Annotated in this window: 19 protein-coding genes, 3 rRNA genes and 1 other RNA gene; 3 read left to right on the plus strand and 20 right to left on the minus strand. The window is 42.7% G+C overall.

Annotated elements, in window-relative coordinates; all coding sequences use genetic code 11:
- Nucleotides 1-108 precede the first annotated feature (108 nt).
- Nucleotides 109-387, plus strand: a complete 279-nt coding sequence (locus G4D76_RS07320) for a transition state genes transcriptional regulator AbrB (protein ID WP_026860082.1) — start codon at nt 109-111, stop codon at nt 385-387.
- A 39-nt stretch (nt 388-426) separates the two neighbouring features.
- Here G4D76_RS07320 and rsmI read toward each other — a convergent pair whose 3' ends face one another.
- The 19 genes from rsmI to G4D76_RS07415 all read right to left on the minus strand — a co-directional run bounded on the left by rsmI (nt 427) and on the right by G4D76_RS07415 (nt 17279).
- Complete coding sequence (gene rsmI, locus G4D76_RS07325) at nt 427-1239, minus strand: 16S rRNA (cytidine(1402)-2'-O)-methyltransferase (protein WP_035785983.1); 813 nt, start codon at nt 1237-1239, stop codon at nt 427-429.
- 2 nt (nt 1240-1241) lie between these two features.
- Nucleotides 1242-1499, minus strand: coding sequence for a GIY-YIG nuclease family protein (locus G4D76_RS07330; protein WP_035785981.1), 258 nt, complete (start codon nt 1497-1499; stop codon nt 1242-1244).
- Nucleotides 1483-2223 (minus strand): tRNA1(Val) (adenine(37)-N6)-methyltransferase, encoded by a 741-nt coding sequence (locus G4D76_RS07335; protein WP_026860079.1) that lies wholly within the window; start codon nt 2221-2223, stop codon nt 1483-1485. Before G4D76_RS07335 ends, G4D76_RS07330 begins: the two co-directional genes overlap by 17 nt.
- A 38-nt stretch (nt 2224-2261) precedes the next feature.
- Complete coding sequence (locus tag G4D76_RS07340; protein ID WP_026860078.1) at nt 2262-2573, minus strand: initiation-control protein YabA; 312 nt, start codon at nt 2571-2573, stop codon at nt 2262-2264.
- Entirely contained in the window at nt 2573-3382 is an 810-nt protein-coding gene (locus G4D76_RS07345) for a PSP1 domain-containing protein (RefSeq protein WP_026860077.1), read from the minus strand. The genes G4D76_RS07340 and G4D76_RS07345 overlap by 1 nt, the downstream gene beginning before the upstream one ends.
- Nucleotides 3383-3391: 9 nt before the next feature.
- A complete protein-coding gene (locus G4D76_RS07350) occupies nt 3392-4297 on the minus strand; it encodes a hypothetical protein (RefSeq protein WP_213809540.1) in 906 nt (301 codons plus the stop codon).
- A gap of 1 nt (nt 4298) precedes the next feature.
- On the minus strand, nt 4299-4628 hold the full coding sequence (locus G4D76_RS07355) for a cyclic-di-AMP receptor (protein ID WP_026860075.1): 330 nt from the start codon (nt 4626-4628) through the stop codon (nt 4299-4301).
- Nucleotides 4628-5257 carry a dTMP kinase gene (gene tmk, locus G4D76_RS07360; protein ID WP_026860074.1) on the minus strand — a complete coding sequence of 210 codons (630 nt, stop codon included), beginning with the start codon at nt 5255-5257 and terminating at the stop codon, nt 4628-4630. Before tmk ends, G4D76_RS07355 begins: the two co-directional genes overlap by 1 nt.
- A complete protein-coding gene (locus G4D76_RS07365; RefSeq protein WP_213809541.1) occupies nt 5254-6498 on the minus strand; it encodes an Orn/Lys/Arg family decarboxylase in 1245 nt (414 codons plus the stop codon). The genes tmk and G4D76_RS07365 overlap by 4 nt, the downstream gene beginning before the upstream one ends.
- Nucleotides 6499-6614: 116 nt before the next feature.
- A 5S ribosomal RNA gene (gene rrf / locus G4D76_RS07370) occupies nt 6615-6729 on the minus strand.
- Nucleotides 6730-6812: 83 nt separating this feature from the next.
- Nucleotides 6813-9701 (minus strand): 23S ribosomal RNA (locus tag G4D76_RS07375).
- A 234-nt stretch (nt 9702-9935) separates the two neighbouring features.
- Nucleotides 9936-11487: ribosomal RNA gene (locus G4D76_RS07380) — 16S ribosomal RNA — on the minus strand.
- The 16S, 23S and 5S rRNA genes sit together here, the layout of an rRNA operon.
- A 394-nt stretch (nt 11488-11881) precedes the next feature.
- On the minus strand, nt 11882-12478 hold the full coding sequence (gene recR / locus G4D76_RS07385) for a recombination mediator RecR (RefSeq protein ID WP_026859039.1): 597 nt from the start codon (nt 12476-12478) through the stop codon (nt 11882-11884).
- Nucleotides 12479-12802 (minus strand): YbaB/EbfC family nucleoid-associated protein, encoded by a 324-nt coding sequence (locus G4D76_RS07390; RefSeq protein WP_026859038.1) that lies wholly within the window; start codon nt 12800-12802, stop codon nt 12479-12481.
- Between the two features lie 69 nt (nt 12803-12871).
- Nucleotides 12872-14506 (minus strand): DNA polymerase III subunit gamma/tau, encoded by a 1635-nt coding sequence (gene dnaX / locus G4D76_RS07395; RefSeq protein WP_213809542.1) that lies wholly within the window; start codon nt 14504-14506, stop codon nt 12872-12874.
- A 116-nt stretch (nt 14507-14622) separates the two neighbouring features.
- An RNA gene (gene ffs, locus G4D76_RS07400) (signal recognition particle sRNA large type) lies at nt 14623-14889 on the minus strand.
- A gap of 45 nt (nt 14890-14934) precedes the next feature.
- Nucleotides 14935-15915, minus strand: coding sequence for a carboxypeptidase regulatory-like domain-containing protein (locus G4D76_RS07405; protein ID WP_213809543.1), 981 nt, complete (start codon nt 15913-15915; stop codon nt 14935-14937).
- Complete coding sequence (locus tag G4D76_RS07410) at nt 15908-16708, minus strand: ABC transporter ATP-binding protein (protein ID WP_213809544.1); 801 nt, start codon at nt 16706-16708, stop codon at nt 15908-15910. Before G4D76_RS07410 ends, G4D76_RS07405 begins: the two co-directional genes overlap by 8 nt.
- Before the next feature lie 121 nt (nt 16709-16829).
- Nucleotides 16830-17279 (minus strand): YehR family lipoprotein, encoded by a 450-nt coding sequence (locus G4D76_RS07415; RefSeq protein WP_035785254.1) that lies wholly within the window; start codon nt 17277-17279, stop codon nt 16830-16832.
- A 240-nt stretch (nt 17280-17519) separates the two neighbouring features.
- Between G4D76_RS07415 and G4D76_RS07420 the strand changes: the two genes are divergently transcribed.
- Nucleotides 17520-18374 (plus strand): DUF2382 domain-containing protein, encoded by an 855-nt coding sequence (locus tag G4D76_RS07420; protein WP_213809545.1) that lies wholly within the window; start codon nt 17520-17522, stop codon nt 18372-18374.
- A gap of 105 nt (nt 18375-18479) precedes the next feature.
- Entirely contained in the window at nt 18480-18926 is a 447-nt protein-coding gene (locus G4D76_RS07425; RefSeq protein WP_213809546.1) for a DUF1801 domain-containing protein, read from the plus strand.
- Between the two features lie 42 nt (nt 18927-18968).
- Here the strand turns inward: G4D76_RS07425 and G4D76_RS07430 are convergent, their stop codons facing one another.
- A complete protein-coding gene (locus tag G4D76_RS07430) occupies nt 18969-20318 on the minus strand; it encodes an ABC transporter substrate-binding protein (protein WP_250129834.1) in 1350 nt (449 codons plus the stop codon).
- Between the last annotated feature and the right edge of the window lie 20 nt (nt 20319-20338).

Genomic DNA, 20338 nt, shown 5'->3' on the forward strand with positions numbered 1-20338 from the left:
TTCCGACAATAGTTTCACAGCTTATATTTTTTGTTTTCTGCTGTTTTATATTTCACGAGTTGGATATCATCCATTATATTTTGGTTAACTATGTAGGAGGAATCACTAATGAAATCTACTGGAATTGTGCGTAAAGTCGACGAACTTGGACGCGTTGTTATTCCAATTGAACTGCGTCGCGTACTCGATATCGAAGTCAAAGATGCACTGGAGATTTTCACAGATGACGATAAAATTATTTTGAAAAAATACCAGCCGCGTATGACTTGTGCAGTAACCGGCGATGTGTCAGATGACAACTTGTCACTTGCTGATGGTAAAATCGTCCTCAGCAAAGAAGGCGCAGATCAGCTAATCAAAGAAATTCAAAGAAAAATTAATAAATAGTTGCATGTATTAAGCCGTGAATATTTCATTCATGGCTTTTTATTTATGAAACACATCGTACACTTCCTGCTTTTTCAACCCACGCAGTTCCGCGACGAGTTTTATTGCATCTTTTGGGCGCATGCCCTCTTCTACAAGTTCGGTCACATGCTCTTTAGGCGTACCGGTAAATTCAGCTTGTTCTTCTTCATATCTATCTATAACTACGACAAATTCACCTTTTAATGGAATATCATTATCCAGTTTTGATAATAATTCATCAGCTGTGCCTCTGACATGCTGCTCAAATTTCTTCGTGATTTCTCTCGATACACTGACGATTCTGCTGCTGTCGATGTTACTTATTTCCGTCATCAGATTTTTCATTCTGTGCGGTGATTCATACAGCACTGCTGTAAATTTATGATGCATTATTTCAGATAGTTTCTCTCTTTGTTTAGATGAACTCTTCGGCAGAAATCCAAAGTACGTAAATTCGTAGCTGGCGATTCCGCTCGCGACAAGTGCCATCGTAAAAGCAGAAGCTGCAGGAATAACACTGTAAGGCAGGTTTTCATCCTGCATGCGGCTGACGAGTTCAAAACCGGGATCTGATATTACGGGCATGCCCGCATCGGTCACAAGTGCATAAGTTTTACCATTCTGGATATCTTCTATAATAGATTCCGTCACTTCTTCTTTATTAAAATCATGATAACTTTTAAGCGGTGTATCAATCTCGAAGTGAGTTGTTAATTTACGTGTGATTCGTGTATCTTCGCAAAGAATTACATCAGCTTCTTTAAGCGTTTTTATCGCTCTGTATGACATATCATCTAAATTGCCTATCGGCGTCCCGGTAATATATAACATTATTATCCTCCAATTAATGATAATTTCTGTTTTTTAGTCAGCTGCTTAATCGCATACTCACGTTTCAGCGCGCCGCTTTTTGAATCAAATACTTCTATGTAACGCAGCGAGACAGGAAGTCTGCCACGTGTGTATTTCGCACCAAGGCCTTCATTGTGCGTTGTTATGCGCGCATCTATATCCGTTGTATAGCCAGTATACAGGCTGTTGTCGCTGCATTCGATAATATAGACATAATATCTCTTATCCTCTGTCGTCACCGTAATACACCTCAAGCATTTCATCCGAATAAGTTTTATCCGCATTATAAATATAAAACGGAGGCAGTATATCGGCGTAAGCATTTGAATTAAATATTGCTTCCAGCACGATAAACATCGCATTTTTACTGTTTATATCATTATAGACATACTGCACCCGCCTGACTCTGAATCCATGGTTATGCAGCTCAGTAAACACTTCAGCGCTGCGTTCTGCACGGTGGACCATATACAGTCGTCCTTTGTTCGTTATTAAATAACGGCATGCCTCGACGATACCTTTTAAATCAATATGCAGTTCATGTCTTGCGATACTCTGATGCCCTTTATCTTTTAACGGCTGGTTGCTTGTAAAATAAGGCGGATTAACTGTAATCACATCATACGAAGAATGTTCCATGGAAGTTTTAAGCGCTTTAATATCAAGATTATACATTGTAATCTGGTTCGTCTTTTCATTCATTTGAATGCTGCGCTCCGCCATATCAACGAGCACACCCTGTATTTCAACAGCATCGATCAGCTGATTCACGCGATGAGATAGCAGCAAAGGAATAATTCCGTTTCCGCTGCACAAATCCATAATTTTATTATCGCGTTTATTTACTTTCACAAAATTGCCGAGCAGCAGTGCATCGACGGAAAATGAAAAAGTTTCACTGCTTTGAATAATACGCATATTTTCCCTGTACAGTTCGTCTATCCGTTCATGTGGTTTTAACATTGATTTCACTCCAAAAAGAAAAGCAGCTGATCGCTGCTTTAACTTTGTCTTTCATTAAAAAATGCCTGGCAGAATAAACAGTCGTCTCCGTGCCTGTGTGTACCAAAATGAATGCTGCACACATGAAATCCTTCATCGTATAAACTTTTTAATGAGTTTTCCTTAAATGGTGAATCTGCTGTTTCTTTATCATTTAAAAGCTGCTCATAATTTTCTTTTTCAAGTTCCAAACTGACATTTTCTTCGACCAGTTTTACGGTAAGTTCTTTCAGTGTCTGCACTTCTTCATCCATCATTTTGATGTTGCGTTCAAGCTGCTGAATATGGAGGAACAGTTTTTCACGATCCATTAATTCACAACCTCTAGTTTATCAATATCTTCTTCTCCGTACTCTTCAATATAATCGTCTGAACCTTTAACTCTGACAGCAAGATCCAGTATGTTAATACCGATTACTTTGCCGATACCCGCCGGTGTTTTTACTTTCGCACCGACATCAGGCAGTTTTATACGTGCATCTTCGTAATATTCGTCTTCGTAATTTAAGCAGCACATCAGTCGTCCGCATGCTCCTGATATTTTACTTGGAGAAAGCGATAAATCCTGGTTCTTCGCCATTTGGATACTTACTGGTACAAAGTCTCCTAAAAACGTTGAACAGCAATGGGCACGGCCGCAGGGACCAATCCCGCCCAGATACTTCGCTTCATCCCTGACACCAATCTGACGCAGTTCGATACGTGTTTTAAAACGTGTCGCAAGTATTCTGACAAGCGATCTGAAGTCTACTCTGTCATCTGCAGTAAAGTTAAAAATGAGTTTCTTCATATCGAGAGTGAATTTAGCATTCACCAGATTCATATCAAGTTTTTCATCTTTAATCGCATTGGCACAAAACTCCATTGCAGTTTCAGATTTATCTTCATTCGCTTTAAATTTCATTAAGTCTTCTTCAGTTGCCAGACGAAGAAATTTACCATCGGGTTCAACAATATTGTCTTTTGGAATTTCATAAGTTCCTTTCACTACGTTTAGCAGTTCGAGGCCTCTTTTTGTTTCTCCGACAATATAATCGCCGCGTTCTATGGAATCATCACTGCATGTGATGTACAGATTATCGTAATAATCAAGTTGCGTGACCTTGATGATTTTAAGCATATTTATTCATCAACCTTTCGCACCTATGACCATACCTTCAAAAACAAGCATTGGATTAACGTTAAATGATAGCAGCTGGTTCGCTTTTTGAATCTCTTCGAGCATCCGTGTCAATTTAACCGTATTGACATCATTACCTGTCGGCATTGGTGTTTCGAACGGTTTAAAATTATCCAGACCGATAGTCTTATGCAGTGCCTGACGGATAAATCCGGCAAGGAGCTGCAGCATCATTTCATAGTCTTTTCGATCATCACAAATATCGACTAACTTTTTTGCATCGATTAAAACAAGCGGATGATTATGTATCCAGCGCGTCCCGAAGCTCATTGCTTCATTCCGCATCTCACTGAATTTATCAGCCATCTCATTGACGTGATGCGTGTTCAGTGCAAGAGCATTGACGGTTTTAGTTTCAGCTTCACTTAAGTTAGGCAGTGAATCCTCACGGTCACCGTCTTCTCCCTGGATATGGATATGCTGGCTTCTCGAATGAATCGTAGGCAGTATGCCGCTTTTATTAATCGTTAATAAAATTGCTATTGTTTTTTCAGGCGGTTCTTCTAAAAATTTGAGTATACTGTTTTCGGCTTGCGGAGTCAGCTTTTCAAACTGCTCAATAATATACACTTTGTAATCAGACTCTATTGGTTTCTGGTTCATCTGGCGGACCAGCTGTTCGATTTCTTCTTTCTTAATCGTGTTTTCAGCTGTCGATAAATAATATAAATCCGGATGATTGCCTGAATCTATCAGCATCTCATTACGTGTATTGCTGCCGAAAATATGCAGCGCAAAAAATTTGCTGTATTTGCGCAATGTTTCTATTGCATCACCTTCGAACATATAAGTATGACTCAGCTTATTGTTCTCGATAATTTTTAATAATTGTTTCTCTACAATACTGTTATTCATTTTAAAATCTTTCGAATTGCTCTATCGGTAAAACAAATACAGTAGCGCCGCCGACTTCAACTTCAACCGGATAAGGAATATAAGAATCCGCATTTCCGCCCATTGGCGTAACCGGGGCAACAGTCTGCTCGCGGTTTCCGCAAGTATCGTCGATCAGTTTAAGAAGATCGTCCACACGTGCATCTTCCACACCACATAGGAACGTAGTGTTACCCGCACGCAGGAAACCGCCTGTGGAAGCGAGTTTCGTATTACGGAAATCATTTTTTGTTAATTTATCATTTAATCTTTGGCTGTCATGGTCCTGGACAATAGCTATTACCATTTTCATTATTCTTCACCTCTAGATTGTATATAAGTATTTATAATATTTAATGTATCACTGACAACGCTATCGATAGACTGAGCTGCATCAACAACTTTAATTCTGTTCGGGTATAACTCCGATAACTCATTATAACCCAAGACTACTTTTTTATGAAAGTCTATAGTTTCTTCATCCAGACGATTGTTTTCACGTGCATTATCGCGGATTCTCTCTAAGCCTGTTTCCGGCGCCAGCTTTAAGTAAATTGTTAAGTCAGGCATATGAGTTTCAATGGCGAATTTATTTATCGCCATTATATCATCAAATCCAATGCCGCGGGCAATGCCCTGATAAGCTAACGAACTGTCGACAAAACGGTCGCAGAGTACAATTTTTCCTGTCTCAAGTGCCGGTATCACACGTTCCACCAAATGCTGTCGGCGCGATGCTGCAAAAAGCAGCGCCTCCGTACGGCCATCCATTTCATGTCCTTTAGTCAGCAGTACGTCACGAATTTTTTCGCTGATTGGTATACCGCCGGGCTCTCGTGTTTTTACAACTTCATACGAGTCCGATAATAATGTTCTGATACGTTCTATAACCGTTGTTTTCCCAGATCCTTCAGGACCTTCAAAAGTGATGAAGTAACTCATAATTCTGCCTCATTCATATAATAATTGATGTTGTAATCTATACCCTCTATTTTAACATGATTAACTTGATAGTGCTTTATCCTTTTAATATCCCCGCTGGTAATCACATTTCCTTTTAATACAAGTGGTACTCCCGGTGGATAAGGTACGATATTTTCAAGACATATCTTACCTTCGAGGACAGCGATATTTTTAATCTCGGCAGTATTGTCTGCTGCCGGCGTTAATTTTGTGATTTTATCGAGCAGTTCTTTAAAAGGATAGCTGTCATCTTCGTGCCACAGCGGCAAGCACCACAGCACACCTTCTTCTGTAACCATCTCCGAATATATACCTTCATCCCTTAAACTACGTTCAAGGTTATACGGTCCCTTTGATGACGTCAACATGAGTTTTCCAGGATCATCCGGTTCAACCACCTTAACTCCATGTTCTTTTAGATGATTAATTAAAACTGTTCTTTTTCTAAAGAACACAGTGTCATCATAATTGTTATAAAACTCCTGTGCATATTCGATAGATGCCAGTACAAGATAAGACGGACTCGATGTTTCAAACTGATTAATGTAATGCATAATACGCTGGTGCAAATCTAAGTCTTTAGTAAACAAAACTGATGCCATCGTCAATGCGGGGAGCATTTTGTGATATGACTCAATTACTGCATCTGCCTCTGATGTCAGCAGAGATTCCTTAAAGTTCTCTGTAATAGATAAATGTGCACCGTGCGCTGCATCGATAATACTAAAAGCTTTATTATTTCTGATGAAATTTATATGTTCTCCTATATTCTTAACAAGAGTCCCTGTGTATGAGGGAGATGTGAATATTACACATGTATTCTTCACCTTAACTTTATAAAGTTCTTCTATAGAAATAATACTGTAGGATGCATTCACTAATGAGACTCCGTGATATACAGATTTATGTGCTTCTCCGACAATGTAAAAATGACTTACAGTTTCATTCAGTGCATAGATACTGGAGATGATCCCATTTGTTGTTCCGTTCACCATTGCTTGTGCATAATATCCTTCTCGTTTTAATGACATCTTGTCATTAAGTTCTTTCAATATCTCAGCAGGATCATGCAAATCATCGAGCCCCGGTATTTCAGTTAAGTCATATACAGGCTTAATTATATCCGCCAGCTTTCCAATTGTATTATTTTTATGCCCCGGTACATGCATTGATATAATACCTTCACTATGAAGTCCTTTTAATTTATTAATAAGAGACATATATACCTCCATTAAAGTTATATCGTTATTATACTATATAAAAAAGAACAAAAAAAAGAGACCTCGAAAGGTCTCAATGCGGCTCATCGCATCCATTTTGTAAATCTTATGTAATCGCCTGGCAGCGTCCTACTCTTGCGGGACGTCAGTCCAACTACCATCGGCGCTGGAGAGCTTAACTGCTGTGTTCGACATGGGAACAGGTGTGGCCTCTCCGCCATCGCCGCCAGACTATTAGTGAATGTATATACATTCAAAACCGGATAGAAGTATCGAGAAGAGTGAACGCACTCTTTTAATTTCTGGTCTTACTTTTGAATAAGTCATCGATGGATTAGTATTTGTCCGCTGAATGTGTTGCCACACTTACACGCCAAACCTATCAACCTCATAGTCTCTGAGGCATCTATTGGGGAAATCTCATCTTGAGGGGGGCTTCATGCTTAGATGCTTTCAGCATTTATCCCGTCCATACGTAGCTACCCAGCTATGCCGTTGGCACGACAACTGGTACACCAGTGGTATGTCCATCCCGGTCCTCTCGTACTAAGGACAGCGCCTCTCAAATTTCCTACGCCCACGACGGATAGGGACCGAACTGTCTCACGACGTTCTGAACCCAGCTCGCGTACCGCTTTAATGGGCGAACAGCCCAACCCTTGGGACCGACTACAGCCCCAGGATGCGATGAGCCGACATCGAGGTGCCAAACCTCCCCGTCGATGTGAACTCTTGGGGGAGATAAGCCTGTTATCCCCGGGGTAGCTTTTATCCGTTGAGCGATGGCCCTTCCATGCGGAACCACCGGATCACTAAGTCCGTCTTTCGACCCTGCTCGACTTGTAGGTCTCGCAGTCAAGCACCCTTATGCCTTTACACTCTGTGAATGATTTCCAACCATTCTGAGGGTACCTTTGAGCGCCTCCGTTACTCTTTAGGAGGCGACCGCCCCAGTCAAACTGTCCATCTGACACTGTCTCCCAGCCGGATCACGGCTGCGGGTTAGAATCTCAACCACACCAGGGTGGTATCCCACCATTGCCTCCACATAGACTAACGTCCATGCTTCATCGGCTCCCACCTATCCTGTACAGGTGGAGTCAAGATTCAATATCAAATTACAGTAAAGCTCCACGGGGTCTTTCCGTCCTGTCGCGGGTAACCTGCATCTTCACAGGTACTATGATTTCACCGAGCCTCTCGTTGAGACAGTGCCCAAATCGTTACGCCTTTCGTGCGGGTCAGAACTTACCTGACAAGGAATTTCGCTACCTTAGGACCGTTATAGTTACGGCCGCCGTTTACTGGGGCTTCAATTCGTACCTTCGCTTGCGCTAAGCACTCCTCTTAACCTTCCAGCACCGGGCAGGCGTCAGCCCCTATACTTCACCTTTCGGTTTGGCAGAGACCTGTGTTTTTGGTAAACAGTCGCTTGGGCCTATTCACTGCGGCTTATATTGCTATAAGCACCCCTTCTCCCGAAGTTACGGGGTCATTTTGCCGAGTTCCTTAACGAGAGTTCGCTCGCTCACCTTAGAATTCTCTTCCCAACTACCTGTGTCGGTTTACGGTACGGGCAGTATGATTACTTGCTAGAAGCTTTTCTTGGCAGTGTGAGTCCATATGCTTCGCCTACTATTTTCGGCTCCCCATCACCACTTAGCCTTAATGCATGCCGGATTTGCCTAACATGCAGCCTTATGGCTTGGACGCGCTCTTCCTTCCGCGCGCTCATCTTTTCCTTCTGCGTCACTCCATCACTCAAATGCAATCTTACTGGTACAGGAATTTCTACCTGTTGTCCATCGCCTACGCTTATCGCCTCGGCTTAGGTCCCGACTTACCCAGAGCGGACGAGCCTACCTCTGGAAACCTTAGTCGTTCGGTGGACGGGATTCTCACCCGTCTTTCGCTACTCACACCGGCATTCTCACTTCTAAGCGCTCCACATGTCCTTACGATCATGCTTCGCCGCACTTAGAACGCTCTCCTACCATTAAAATAAATTTTAATCCACAGTTTCGGTAATATGTTTAGCCCCGGTACATTTTCGGCGCAGCGTCACTTGACTAGTGAGCTATTACGCACTCTTTAAATGATGGCTGCTTCTAAGCCAACATCCTAGTTGTCTGTGCAACGCCACATCCTTTTCCACTTAACATATATTTGGGGACCTTAACTGGTGGTCTGGGCTGTTTCCCTCTCGACAATGGACCTTATCACCCACTGTCTGACTCCCATACATCACATCTGTGGCATTCGGAGTTTGTCTGAACTCGGTAACCCGGGATGGGCCCCTCATCCAAACAGTGCTCTACCTCCACGATGCTAATATGAGGCTATACCTAAATATATTTCGGAGAGAACGAGCTATCTCCAGGTTCGATTGGAATTTCACCCCTACCCACAACTCATCCGGTCACTTTTCAACGTAAGTCGGTTCGGCCCTCCATTCAGTGTTACCTGAACTTCAGCCTGGTCATGGGTAGATCACCTGGTTTCGCGTCTACAAACATATACTCATTCGCCCTATTCAGACTCGCTTTCGCTGCGGCTCCACATCATCTGCTTAACCTTGCATATATTCGTAACTCGCCGGTTCATTCTACAAAAGGCACGCCATCACCCATTAACGGGCTCTGACTACTTGTAAGCGCATGGTTTCAGGATCTATTTCACTCCCCTTCCGGGGTGCTTTTCACCTTTCCCTCACGGTACTGGTTCACTATCGGTTAGCAAGGAGTATTTAGCCTTGGGAGATGGTCCTCCCGGATTCCGACGGAATTCCTCGTGTTCCGCCGTACTCAGGATACGTTCTAAATTTATCGACTTTTTAACTACGGGACTCTTACCCCCTGCGGTTGGCCTTCCCAGACCATTCGTCTAAGTCTTTAAATCCGTTGTGAACGTCCTACAACCCCAGCCGAAGCTGGTTTGGGCTCTTCCCCGTTCGCTCGCCGCTACTTAGGGAATCGATTTTTCTTTCTCTTCCTCTGGATACTAAGATGTTTCAGTTCTCCAGGTGTCCTCCAACAGTGCTATGTATTCACACTGTGGTAATACCTCGCGGTATTGGGTTTCCCCATTCGGAAATCTCCGGTTCAAAGCTTACTTACAGCTCCCCGAAGCATATCGGTGTTTGTTCCGTCCTTCATCGGCTCTTGCTACCTAGGCATCCGCCATGCGCCCTTCACTACTTAATCGTAATGAAATTTGTGTGAGTGTATCTTATAGATACGTTTGCGTTCTCGTTTTCAATTCTTCTTGCTCGATTTGAAATCGTTTTACTCTTCTCTTTACTTCTATACGGTTTTCAATGTACATAAATTGCTGAATGAACTTTACACTGTAAAGATACATTCAAAACTGAATACAATATGTCAAAACGTTTTTCCGAATGGTCCATCTAACAAGTAGATGCTCCATATATTCCTTAGAAAGGAGGTGATCCAGCCGCACCTTCCGATACGGCTACCTTGTTACGACTTCACCCCAGTCATCCATCCCACCTTCGACGGCTGCCTCCATAAATGGTTGGCCCACCGGCTTCAGGTGTTATCGACTTCCGTGGTGTGACGGGCGGTGTGTACAAGACCCGGGAACGTATTCACCGTAGCATGCTGATCTACGATTACTAGCGATTCCAGCTTCATGGAGTCGAGTTGCAGACTCCAATCCGAACTGAGAACAGTTTTATGGGATTCGCTTGGCCTCGCGGCGTTGCTGCCCTTTGTAACCTGTCCATTGTAGCACGTGTGTAGCCCAAATCATAAGGGGCATGATGATTTGACGTCGTCCCCACCTTCCTCCGGTTTGTCACCGGCAGTCAGTCTAGAGTGCCCAACTTAATGATGGCAACTAAACTTAAGGGTTGCGCTCGTTGCGGGACTTAACCCAACATCTCACGACACGAGCTGACGACAACCATGCACCACCTGTCACTCTGCCCCGAAGGGAAGCTGTATCTCTACAGTTGTCAGAGGATGTCAAGATTTGGTAAGGTTCTTCGCGTTGCTTCGAATTAAACCACATGCTCCACCGCTTGTGCGGGTCCCCGTCAATTCCTTTGAGTTTCAACCTTGCGGTCGTACTCCCCAGGCGGAGTGCTTAATGCGTTAGCTGCAGCACTGAGGGGCGGAAACCCCCCAACACTTAGCACTCATCGTTTACGGCGTGGACTACCAGGGTATCTAATCCTGTTTGATCCCCACGCTTTCGCACCTCAGCGTCAGTAACAGACCAGAGAGCCGCCTTCGCCACTGGTGTTCCTCCATATCTCTGCGCATTTCACCGCTACACATGGAATTCCACTCTCCTCTTCTGTACTCAAGTAAAACAGTTTCCAATGACCCTCCCCGGTTGAGCCGGGGGCTTTCACATCAGACTTATTTTACCGCCTACGCGCGCTTTACGCCCAATAATTCCGGATAACGCTTGCCACCTACGTATTACCGCGGCTGCTGGCACGTAGTTAGCCGTGGCTTTCTGGTTAAGTACCGTCATCTCAAGGCCAGTTACTACCTCAAGTATTCTTCCTTAACAACAGAGTTTTACGAGCCGAAACCCTTCATCACTCACGCGGCGTTGCTCCGTCAGACTTTCGTCCATTGCGGAAGATTCCCTACTGCTGCCTCCCGTAGGAGTCTGGGCCGTGTCTCAGTCCCAGTGTGGCCGATCACCCTCTCAGGTCGGCTATGCATCGTCGCCTTGGTGAGCTACTATCTCACCAACTAGCTAATGCACCGCAGGCCCATCCATGAGCGGCAGATAAATCCGCCTTTTAACAATTCCACTTATGTGGAAAGGTCGTATCCGGTATTAGCTACCGTTTCCGGTAGTTATCCCAATCTCAAGGGTAGGTTGCCTACGTGTTACTCACCCGTCCGCCGCTCAAATCACAGGAGCAAGCTCCTGATCTTTGCGCTCGACTTGCATGTATTAGGCACGCCGCCAGCGTTCATCCTGAGCCAGGATCAAACTCTCCATGATTGGAGAACTTAAACTTAAGCTCTTTGTGATACTGCTGACAGTATCTCGTTTGCGTTTGAATTGTTCGCCTCAATGTGTGCTTCTATATAATAGAAGACTTTTTCATTCGGAATTAAAACGTTGACATATTGTCATTCAGTTTTCAATGTTCTCTTGTAAAGTTTTGTTTTCTTTGTGTGTTTGTTTTGTTAAGCTCTTGTTGACTGCTTAATTAGTATAGCATGTGAGGTTTTCAATTGCAAGCACTAATTTGTTTCTTTTTGTTAATTAGTTTGTTGTGTTTTGTTGTGTGCTTGTTTCGAACCTGACAAGAGATAACTATACAGGACAATGCCAGCTAGTGCAACCCTTTATTTAAAATTCTTTTAAAAAGATTATAAGAGCCTTTCGGCTCTTATATTTCCGTTCTATATTCAATTGCTTTAGAGAGTGTTACTTCGTCTGCATACTCAAGGTCGCCGCCTATAGGAAGGCCGTGCGCAAGCCTCGTCGTCTTGATTCCAATCGGTTTTATCAGACGCGTTAAATACATCGCGGTACTTTCTCCTTCTATATTAGGGTTCGTTGCCAGAATCAGTTCTTTTACTTCCTCATCTTTTAAGCGTTCCAATAATGAAGGGATATTTATATCTTCAGGGCCTATGCCGTCCATCGGGCTGATCGCACCTTGCAGTACATGATAGAGTCCGTTGTATTCGCGCATTTTTTCCATAGCGATAACATCCTTCGCATCCTGCACGACACAAATTGTTGTGCGGTCTCTGTTTTTATCCTCACAGATATAACATGGATCCACATCGGTAATGTGCCCGCATATACTGCAGAATGTCAGCTCCCGCTTCACCTGCATTAAACTTTTCGAAAAGTCGACCACATCGTCTTCTTTCATATTAAGTACATAAAATGCCAGGCGCTGGGCTGTCTTCGGCCCAATACCCGGCAATTTCATGAAGCTGTCTATCAGCTTCGATATCGGTTCAGGGTAATGCATTTACATCATCCCTGGGATATTTAAGCCTTTAGTGTGCTTGCCTAAACGGTCGCTCGACAATTCGTCTGCTTTATTTAAAGCTTCATTCGTCGCAGCAACTATTAAGTCCTGCAGCATTTCAACATCTTCCGGGTCTACAACTTCTTCTTTTACGATGACATCTAATACTACTTTATGACCGGATACTACTACTGTGACCATACCGCCGCCAGCTGTACCTTCAATTTTTTCTTCTTTCAGTTTTTCCTGCTCTTTTTCCATTTCCTTTTGCATTTTCTGCATCTGTTTCATCATGCCTTGCATATTATTCATACCACCGCGCATGTTTTCATCCTCCGATACATTATTTTATCACTTGTATATTATATATGATTACACTCGTTTTACAAACTATCAATCATTAACTTCGACGATATCCCCGAACATCTTCTTTGCCACATCCGAAGATTTCTCTGTCGGCTGCTTTTGCTGCATATCATTACGATGGCTGTCGATATAATTTTGACGGACTTGCTGCCAGCTTGAATCAGGTACTCCGACAACTTGCACTTTTTTACCTATAATAGTAGTAATTAGATTTTCGAGTTCTTCTTTCTTCTCGGCATTTTGATTTATCAGCTCAGAATGCACATCGTTATCAAATTTAATCAGCACATGAGTATCACTTGCTGCGACCGGCACCGAGTCTTTGATTAACGCGCGGAGAGACTGAAGACCTTTTTCTTCTATATACTGATACACTCCAGGCCAGCCGTCTTTAAGCTTAACCAAATCTTCCTTGTTAGCAGTATTCAGTACACGTTCTATTTTTTCTACAGAAAAACCTTGTCTGCTTCTTGAGGGTGCCGGTCTTTTCATTTTTTCTTTTACGGCTGCACCCGCAGCAATTTTCTGCTCGAGATGTTTAAGCTGCGCTTTCAATTCTGCAATTTCTTCCGATGATGCACCGCCCCCAGCTGCTGCAGGTACGGGTGCATCCAGCACCCGGATAAGTTTAACGATAACAATTTCCAAATGAACGCTGACGTTCACAGAAAAACGCATACTGACCATCGCATCGTTCAATACGTCGACCATCTTATACAGAAGTTCATCTTCAACATGAACAAACGCAGTCTCTTCCAGAATTTCTCCTGAATGCTTCATTAGTATAATATCTCTTATAAAGTAAACCAGTTCATGTACGAGACGCGTCGGATCTTTTCCTTCATCAATCAGCTGATGAAACTTCTTAAACGCCGCTTCAGAATCTTTCTGTTCGATAAACTTCATCCACTCGTTCAATTCATCTCTTTCGATACCGCCCGTAATCATCACGGCATCCTGCATCGTAATTTCATCACCGCTGAACGCAATGACCTGATCCATTATCGATAACGCATCACGCATACCGCCTTCTGCGATACGTGCGATATACGACAATGCGTCTTTATCGTAAGCAGTGTTTTCCTTTTCTGCAACAAATTCAAGCCTCTCAGTAATTTCTTCTATATCAAGAGATTTAAAATCAAAGCGCTGAGTGCGGGAAATAATTGTTGCAGGTATTTTATGCGGCTCTGTTGTAGCCAGGATGAAAATAGCATGAGCCGGCGGCTCTTCCAATGTTTTTAACAAGGCGTTAAACGCACCCGTTGTTAACATGTGCACTTCATCTATTATATATACTTTAAACTCCGCTTCTGCCGGAGCATATTTTACTTTATCTCTTATATTACGTATTTCATCAACACCATTATTACTCGCAGCATCAATTTCAATTACATCATTGGCACTGCCATCTGTAATAGACATGCACAACTCGCATTCATTACAAGGTTCCCCGCCCGTCTCATACTGACAGTTCAATGCTTTAGCGAAGACCTTGGCAATACTCGTTTTTCCGGTGCCGCGCGGCCCGCTGAATAAATAAGCATGGGATTCCTTATTACGCATAATAGCATTTTGCAAAGTTTTTGTGACGTGATGCTGGCCAACTACATCGCTAAACTTTTGAGGCCGAAAAGCTCTGTATAACGCCTGGTACTCCATTAGTATGGCACCTCAACTCTTCATAAATTCTAGCTATAATTATAACATACAGGATTCTTATACTCCTGTTTTTAGGCATAAAAAAAGACCTCATCATTATGAAGTCAAAATAAAAACCGTGCACCACTTTTTCGAGTATGATGAACAAGCGTTACTCGGGAGTCCAGCTCAACCACGGCAACCCTACGGCACATAGAATGGGCCACTTAATGCTGCTTCCTTCCGGACCTGACATGATTCGTGACGTTCTATTGCATAGGACCGCGATCTCAACACTGGAGCTTCCGAGGCAGTCCTCACACTTCAAACCCTCAAAAGTGGAATTCAGCCTTGCTAGAGCGGATTGCAAGTACAGGGCACCGCTACCTCCCCGCTTAGCACGGTATGTTTTATAATAACAAACTAGCTCTCGTGATGCAAGAATTCTTTTATCTGGCTGATATTTTCCTGAATAAAGCAATTCCGATTGCAGCAAGGAGCAGTATTGTCCCGCCTGCAATAAGTATCAATTCAAATGGAGACATACCACCTGATGCATCAGAGGACTGCTGATCAGTTTCCGCTTCTTCAACCGGCAGTTCTTCTTCTGGCTCCGGTTCTTTTGTTTCTTCTGTTTCTTCTGTTTCTTCAGGAGCTTCCTCTATTTTCGTTTCAATTGGTGTCACTGCAATGTCATAACCGAGCTTATTACGGTTCTCGACTGTAACTTCCACAGGCTCTGCTGAAGCTTCATAAGTCTCGCTGTCAGCCGCACTCAATGTATAAATACCGTTCGCTACATCTTCAAAAGTAAACTCACCATTATTATTAGATACCGTTTCTATTGAATCATTCTCTGTTGATAGTAAGAGTTTGACGTTTTCAGCCGGCTGATTATCTCCTGTCACCACACCGCTGACAGTATAGCCTTCTCCCTTAACTGTATTAATAGAAAGTTCTTCTTCTGGCTCCGGTTCAGTCACAGGTTCCGTATAAGGTTCTTCATATACTTCAGGTTCTGTGTAAACTTCTGGCTCAGTATATGGTTCCTCATAAGTTTCGGGTTCTGTGTAAACTTCAGGTTCTGTATACGGTTCTTCATACGTTTCTGTTTCGGATTCTGTGTATGGTTCCTCATATACTTCAGGCTCTGTATACTGATCGTTAGAGCCCTCATTATAAGTGTTGTCCTCCGTACTATTATAACCGTCGTTCCACGCACCTTCTTCTACTGTACCGTTATTTTGATAATTCTCTACATAGACTGGTTCTTCATACGAATTATCATACGGTGCTTCTTCTTGCCAAGGTTCTCCATAATATGTACCTGTTCCGTCATCAACAGTATTATCCTGCTCAACTGCAAATGCCCGGGCAGGGGCAAATATTAGTAAGACTGCAATTAATGTCACTATGTATTTCTTAATCATTGTCACCCTCCATATTATCAATAACAAGCCATGGTCTTTCATTTTCAAAATAAACTTTAACAGGCGTTTTATAAGTGTCACTCAGGAGTTCACTGGTCAGCACTTCTTTTTTCGGTCCTGCAGCCACAATCCTGCCGTCTTTTATCAACAGGACGTGAGTAATAGCACTTGTCAGCTCTTCTATATGATGCGTAACGTATAAAAGATGGCGCGCTTCAAGCGAAATACGATTTACTATTTTAAGAACATCTTCCCTTGCCCGGATATCGAGGCCGCTGCATGGTTCGTCGAGTATTAACAGTTCCGGTTCCCCCATCAGCGCACGTCCGATTAATATTCTGCGCCGTTCCCCCTGTGAAAAGGTGTTATACGTTCTGTCTGACAAATGCTCCAGGTTCAATTCTTTCAGTATACTTGCCGCTCTCTCCCCGGATACTCTATCGATATCCTGATAAATACCGAATGATGAGAATTTACCACTCAGTACTATATTGAGGCCTGTCTCTCTGTTCAATGTTTCATGAAATTTATCGAGACTTGAACTGACAAATCCGATTCTCTTCCTCATCTCAGGCAGACTCGCTTTGCCGAACTCTGTACCGATAACTTCTGCGCTGCCGTCTGTAGGATAATTATATCCCATAATGATATCGAGTATTGAAGTTTTTCCTGCCCCGTTCAATCCAAGAACTGCCCACTGTTCACCGTCGTTTACTTCAAATGATATATCGTTCAATATCGTTTCGCCATTACGACGCCAAATAATATTATTTAATGAAAGAACTTTTTGCACAGCCGTCACTCCCAACAATATATTCTTTACTAGTATAACCGGAAACTATCGTTTACAGCACTAAAAATCCCAGGATATTTACAGGTGTATAAGAACCGATAAATTGTCCCGGGAAATCACTTTACTCTTCAACTTCAGTATAACCTTGATCAATCAGCATTTCCGCAGAACGTTCCATGCTGATACCTTCAGACGGGTCCCCTTCAAACTCTATACCTTCCACACCTTCAAGCTGTTCAGCATCGATTTCCTCATAAACGATGGAAATGTTTTCTGTAGCTTCATCATCGCCAAACTCAAAGCTGTGTTCCACTCCCGCTAAATCCTGATACTGATCTGAATAGCCGGCAAAAATTTCTTCAGCCTGCGCTTTATCAATACCAAGCTCTTCATAATTAATGATGTTCTCCGTCGACTGGCTGATAACTTCGTCATCGCTATGGGTATAAACCAGCGTACTCTGGACACCCTGGTCGCTTAACTCAAAGGTCCTTGTTTCTTCATTATTGCCGCATGCAGTTAAAACAATCATCACGGCTGCAAATAAGAATAACGCCCATGCCTTTCTCATAATAATCTTCCCCTTTTTAATTCTTTACTATTATACATACCTTATAATGCAGTCGATAAACTACTTATTTATATCTATACTTATTCGGACTTATTCTGCCGACCTTTTAAAATTTGATCGGGAAAAATATTTCATTTATGTTTTAGAAAAAGTAGGCTGGGTAAATTATATACTGTGACAGAGAAAACTGATTTCAAAATTAAAATCAAAAAATAATTATCTCTATGGAGGGGAATATTTATGAGTAGAATTGAAAATTATGTTACAGAAAATGATGCCTTAACACGCGTTGAAGAATTAAGAGCAGAAGGTGTTGCAGACAATAACATTACGGTTTTATCACAGCAGCCGATTAACAAAGAAGCTTTTGGAAATACCGAAGTTAACTTCCAAGATGCAGAAGGTTCAGCATGGGATAAGTTTGTTTCATTCTTCTCACCTGATGATCCTGAAGAGAAAGTATTAAATGATTTAGGATTAAGTCAGTCAGAACAGGTCCAGTATAGAAATTCATTAAATGCGGGCGAAGTATTAGTTTACGTTGATTCACCGGATAATAGCTCAGACAGCGCTATGAATTACGGGGAAACACGTGACACTTACGATTATGATAACAAAGCTAATGCTACAGGTGCCGGCCTCGCAGGCGGTGCTGTAAACAATAACTATAATGCGGATCCTGAACTCGATGCACGTGCAGTTGACCGTGATAATGGTCTTACTGAAGAAGAAAGAATTCAGCTGCGAGAAGAACGTGTAAACGTTGATAAAGAAAACGTTCAGACTGGTGAAGTGAAAGTCGACAAACATGTCGAAACAGACCGACAGGAATTTGATATCCCTGTAGAACGCGAAGAAGTTGTTATTGAACGGAATCCAGTTGACGATGTACCGGCTAGAGGCGGCTTTAATGACGCTGATGATGTGGACGAAGTTCGTATCCCGGTTAACGAAGAACGCGTCAACGTTGAAAAAGAAAATGTAGTAAATGAAGAAGTTAGAATTAGAAAAGAAAAACACGAAGACGTTGAACATGTATCTGAAGAAGTTCGTCGTGAAGAGTTAGATGTAGACGAGAACGATTACAGAAAATAAGCACTAAATAATGATAATGCCCGGGAAATATCCCGGGTATTTTTATGTTTGCATTTAAATTTTAGTGACTATAATAGAAGTAATTAATAAAAGGCGGGGATAGTGATGACTTTTGATGAGTACGTTCAAAATATTGATGAGAAATGGAAAGTAGCTTTTTTAAAAACATGGGAAACAATTGAAACGCATCTGCCACAAGGTTTTGAAATCGGTATTTCACATGGCATGCCGGGTTTTGAAGTCCCTCTTGAACAATACCCGAAAGGGTATCATGTCGATAATGAGCCGCTGCCGTTTATCGGTATTGCCGCTCAGAAAAGACACCTCGCTGTATATCATATGGGCATGTATCGTGAACCCGAAATCTACGACTGGTTTACAGAGGAATATCCGAAACACATGACAACTAAGTTAAACATGGGCAAGAGCTGTATCAGATTTACCAATCCGAAAAAGATTCCTTATGAACTGCTCGCGGAACTCGCTGAGAAAATGACTGTGGATAAGTGGATTGAGCTGTATGAAAGTCGTCCTGCCGGACCAAAAGCATAAAAAGATGTCTGCCTCAGTAAATGAGGCAGACATCTTTTTATTTTAATTCCCTTGAGCTGCGTTAGATTGTTCGATGACCTGATTGTAATTTTCTACAATCGTTTCATGTGCTGCTTCAATATCTTCACCGTTATAGACTGATTCAAGCCCTGATTCAACGACCTGACGTCCTTCAGGAAGGAAGTTTCCTAATGCACCCTGTGTTGCATTTGATGGTGTTGTAGATTGCAACTGATCAATCGTTACTTGAAGCTGCGGTGTTTCTTCATGTGCCTGAACCGCAATTTCTTCTTCGTATGCTGCCGGGTTAATTGCAAAATATCCTGTGTTTACATGCCATTCAGCCTGCACTTCCGGCTGCTGCAGATACTTCATGAACTCCCATGCTGCCTGCTGTTCTTCTTCTGGTGCGCCGTTCATCATCCAAAGGCTCGCTCCGCCGATAACAACACCTTCACGTTCCGTGCCTTCCGGATGAGGAATAAATGCAACACCTACTTCGAAGTCCGCATTGTCCACTACTTCTCTTACACTTGCAGAAGACTGCATGTACATTGCAACATCACCAGCTAAGAATCCAGCTGCCATGTTATCGCCGTTAGTTCCGTAGTTCGCAAATGTACCGTCGTTAACCATGTTTTCAACCCACTGTAAAATTGACAGACCCTGTTCGTCAGACCAGCCAATTTCAGTCGCTGCTGATTCACGTCCATTTTCATTATTTAATAACTGTGCGCCCTGATTTGCTAAAAGCTGCTCCCATAACCAGCCGTATGCCTGTAATGAGAAACCTTTCATATCCGGATTGCTTTCAGTAATTGCTCTGCCCGCTTCTTCTACTGCTTCATAAGTTTCTGGCGGAGTTTCTGCATCCAGTCCTGCTTCTTCAAATGCATCTTTGTTATAGTACATTACCGGTGTTGAACTGTTGAATGGCATAGAGTAAAACATGTCATCCTCTGAATAGTATGTAGTAATGTTTTCTTCCAGATTGCTCATATCGTAATCTTCAGCATCGATAAACTCCTGAATTGGTGTAATCTGTCCGCCGTCAATCATCGTCTGTGTTCCAATTTCAAATACCTGCATCATTGTTGGTGCGCTGTCAGTGCCTGCAACCGAGTTAAACATTGTTAATGCTTCGTCGTAAGAGCCCTGATATTCAGCAACGACTTCAACTTCATCTTGAGATTCATTGTAACCTGCAACGATATCATCCAAAGCTGTCTGAGCCTGGCCGCCCATTGCATGCCAGAATGTTACTGTCTGTTTCCCCTCGGATGCCGTCTCACCTTCAGCTTCCGCTTCATTACCTTCTTCTGAACCTCCACATGCTGCGAGAATTAGTGTAACCGCTAAAGCCATGTACAATAATACGCTGTTTTTCTTCACTTAAGAACACTCCTAATCTA

Source organism: Jeotgalicoccus sp. WY2 (assembly GCF_018437745.1).
Lineage (GTDB): Bacteria > Bacillota > Bacilli > Staphylococcales > Salinicoccaceae > Jeotgalicoccus > Jeotgalicoccus psychrophilus.

Excerpts from the sequence above, each read along its gene's own strand:
- G4D76_RS07320 (WP_026860082.1), top strand. The coding sequence starts at position 109 with ATGAAATCTACTGGAATTGTGCGTAAAGTCGACGAACTTGGACGCGTT.
- rsmI (WP_035785983.1), bottom strand. The coding sequence starts at position 1,239 with ATGTTATATATTACCGGGACGCCGATAGGCAATTTAGATGATATGTCA.
- G4D76_RS07335 (WP_026860079.1), bottom strand. The coding sequence starts at position 2,223 with ATGTTAAAACCACATGAACGGATAGACGAACTGTACAGGGAAAATATG.
- G4D76_RS07340 (WP_026860078.1), bottom strand. The coding sequence starts at position 2,573 with ATGGATCGTGAAAAACTGTTCCTCCATATTCAGCAGCTTGAACGCAAC.
- G4D76_RS07345 (WP_026860077.1), bottom strand. The coding sequence starts at position 3,382 with ATGCTTAAAATCATCAAGGTCACGCAACTTGATTATTACGATAATCTG.
- G4D76_RS07350 (WP_213809540.1), bottom strand. The coding sequence starts at position 4,297 with ATGAATAACAGTATTGTAGAGAAACAATTATTAAAAATTATCGAGAAC.
- G4D76_RS07355 (WP_026860075.1), bottom strand. The coding sequence starts at position 4,628 with ATGAAAATGGTAATAGCTATTGTCCAGGACCATGACAGCCAAAGATTA.
- tmk (WP_026860074.1), bottom strand. The coding sequence starts at position 5,257 with ATGAGTTACTTCATCACTTTTGAAGGTCCTGAAGGATCTGGGAAAACA.
- G4D76_RS07365 (WP_213809541.1), bottom strand. The coding sequence starts at position 6,498 with ATGTCTCTTATTAATAAATTAAAAGGACTTCATAGTGAAGGTATTATA.
- recR (WP_026859039.1), bottom strand. The coding sequence starts at position 12,478 with ATGCATTACCCTGAACCGATATCGAAGCTGATAGACAGCTTCATGAAA.
- G4D76_RS07390 (WP_026859038.1), bottom strand. The coding sequence starts at position 12,802 with ATGCGCGGTGGTATGAATAATATGCAAGGCATGATGAAACAGATGCAG.
- dnaX (WP_213809542.1), bottom strand. The coding sequence starts at position 14,506 with ATGGAGTACCAGGCGTTATACAGAGCTTTTCGGCCTCAAAAGTTTAGC.
- G4D76_RS07405 (WP_213809543.1), bottom strand. The coding sequence starts at position 15,915 with ATGATTAAGAAATACATAGTGACATTAATTGCAGTCTTACTAATATTT.
- G4D76_RS07415 (WP_035785254.1), bottom strand. The coding sequence starts at position 17,279 with ATGAGAAAGGCATGGGCGTTATTCTTATTTGCAGCCGTGATGATTGTT.
- G4D76_RS07420 (WP_213809545.1), top strand. The coding sequence starts at position 17,520 with ATGAGTAGAATTGAAAATTATGTTACAGAAAATGATGCCTTAACACGC.
- G4D76_RS07425 (WP_213809546.1), top strand. The coding sequence starts at position 18,480 with ATGACTTTTGATGAGTACGTTCAAAATATTGATGAGAAATGGAAAGTA.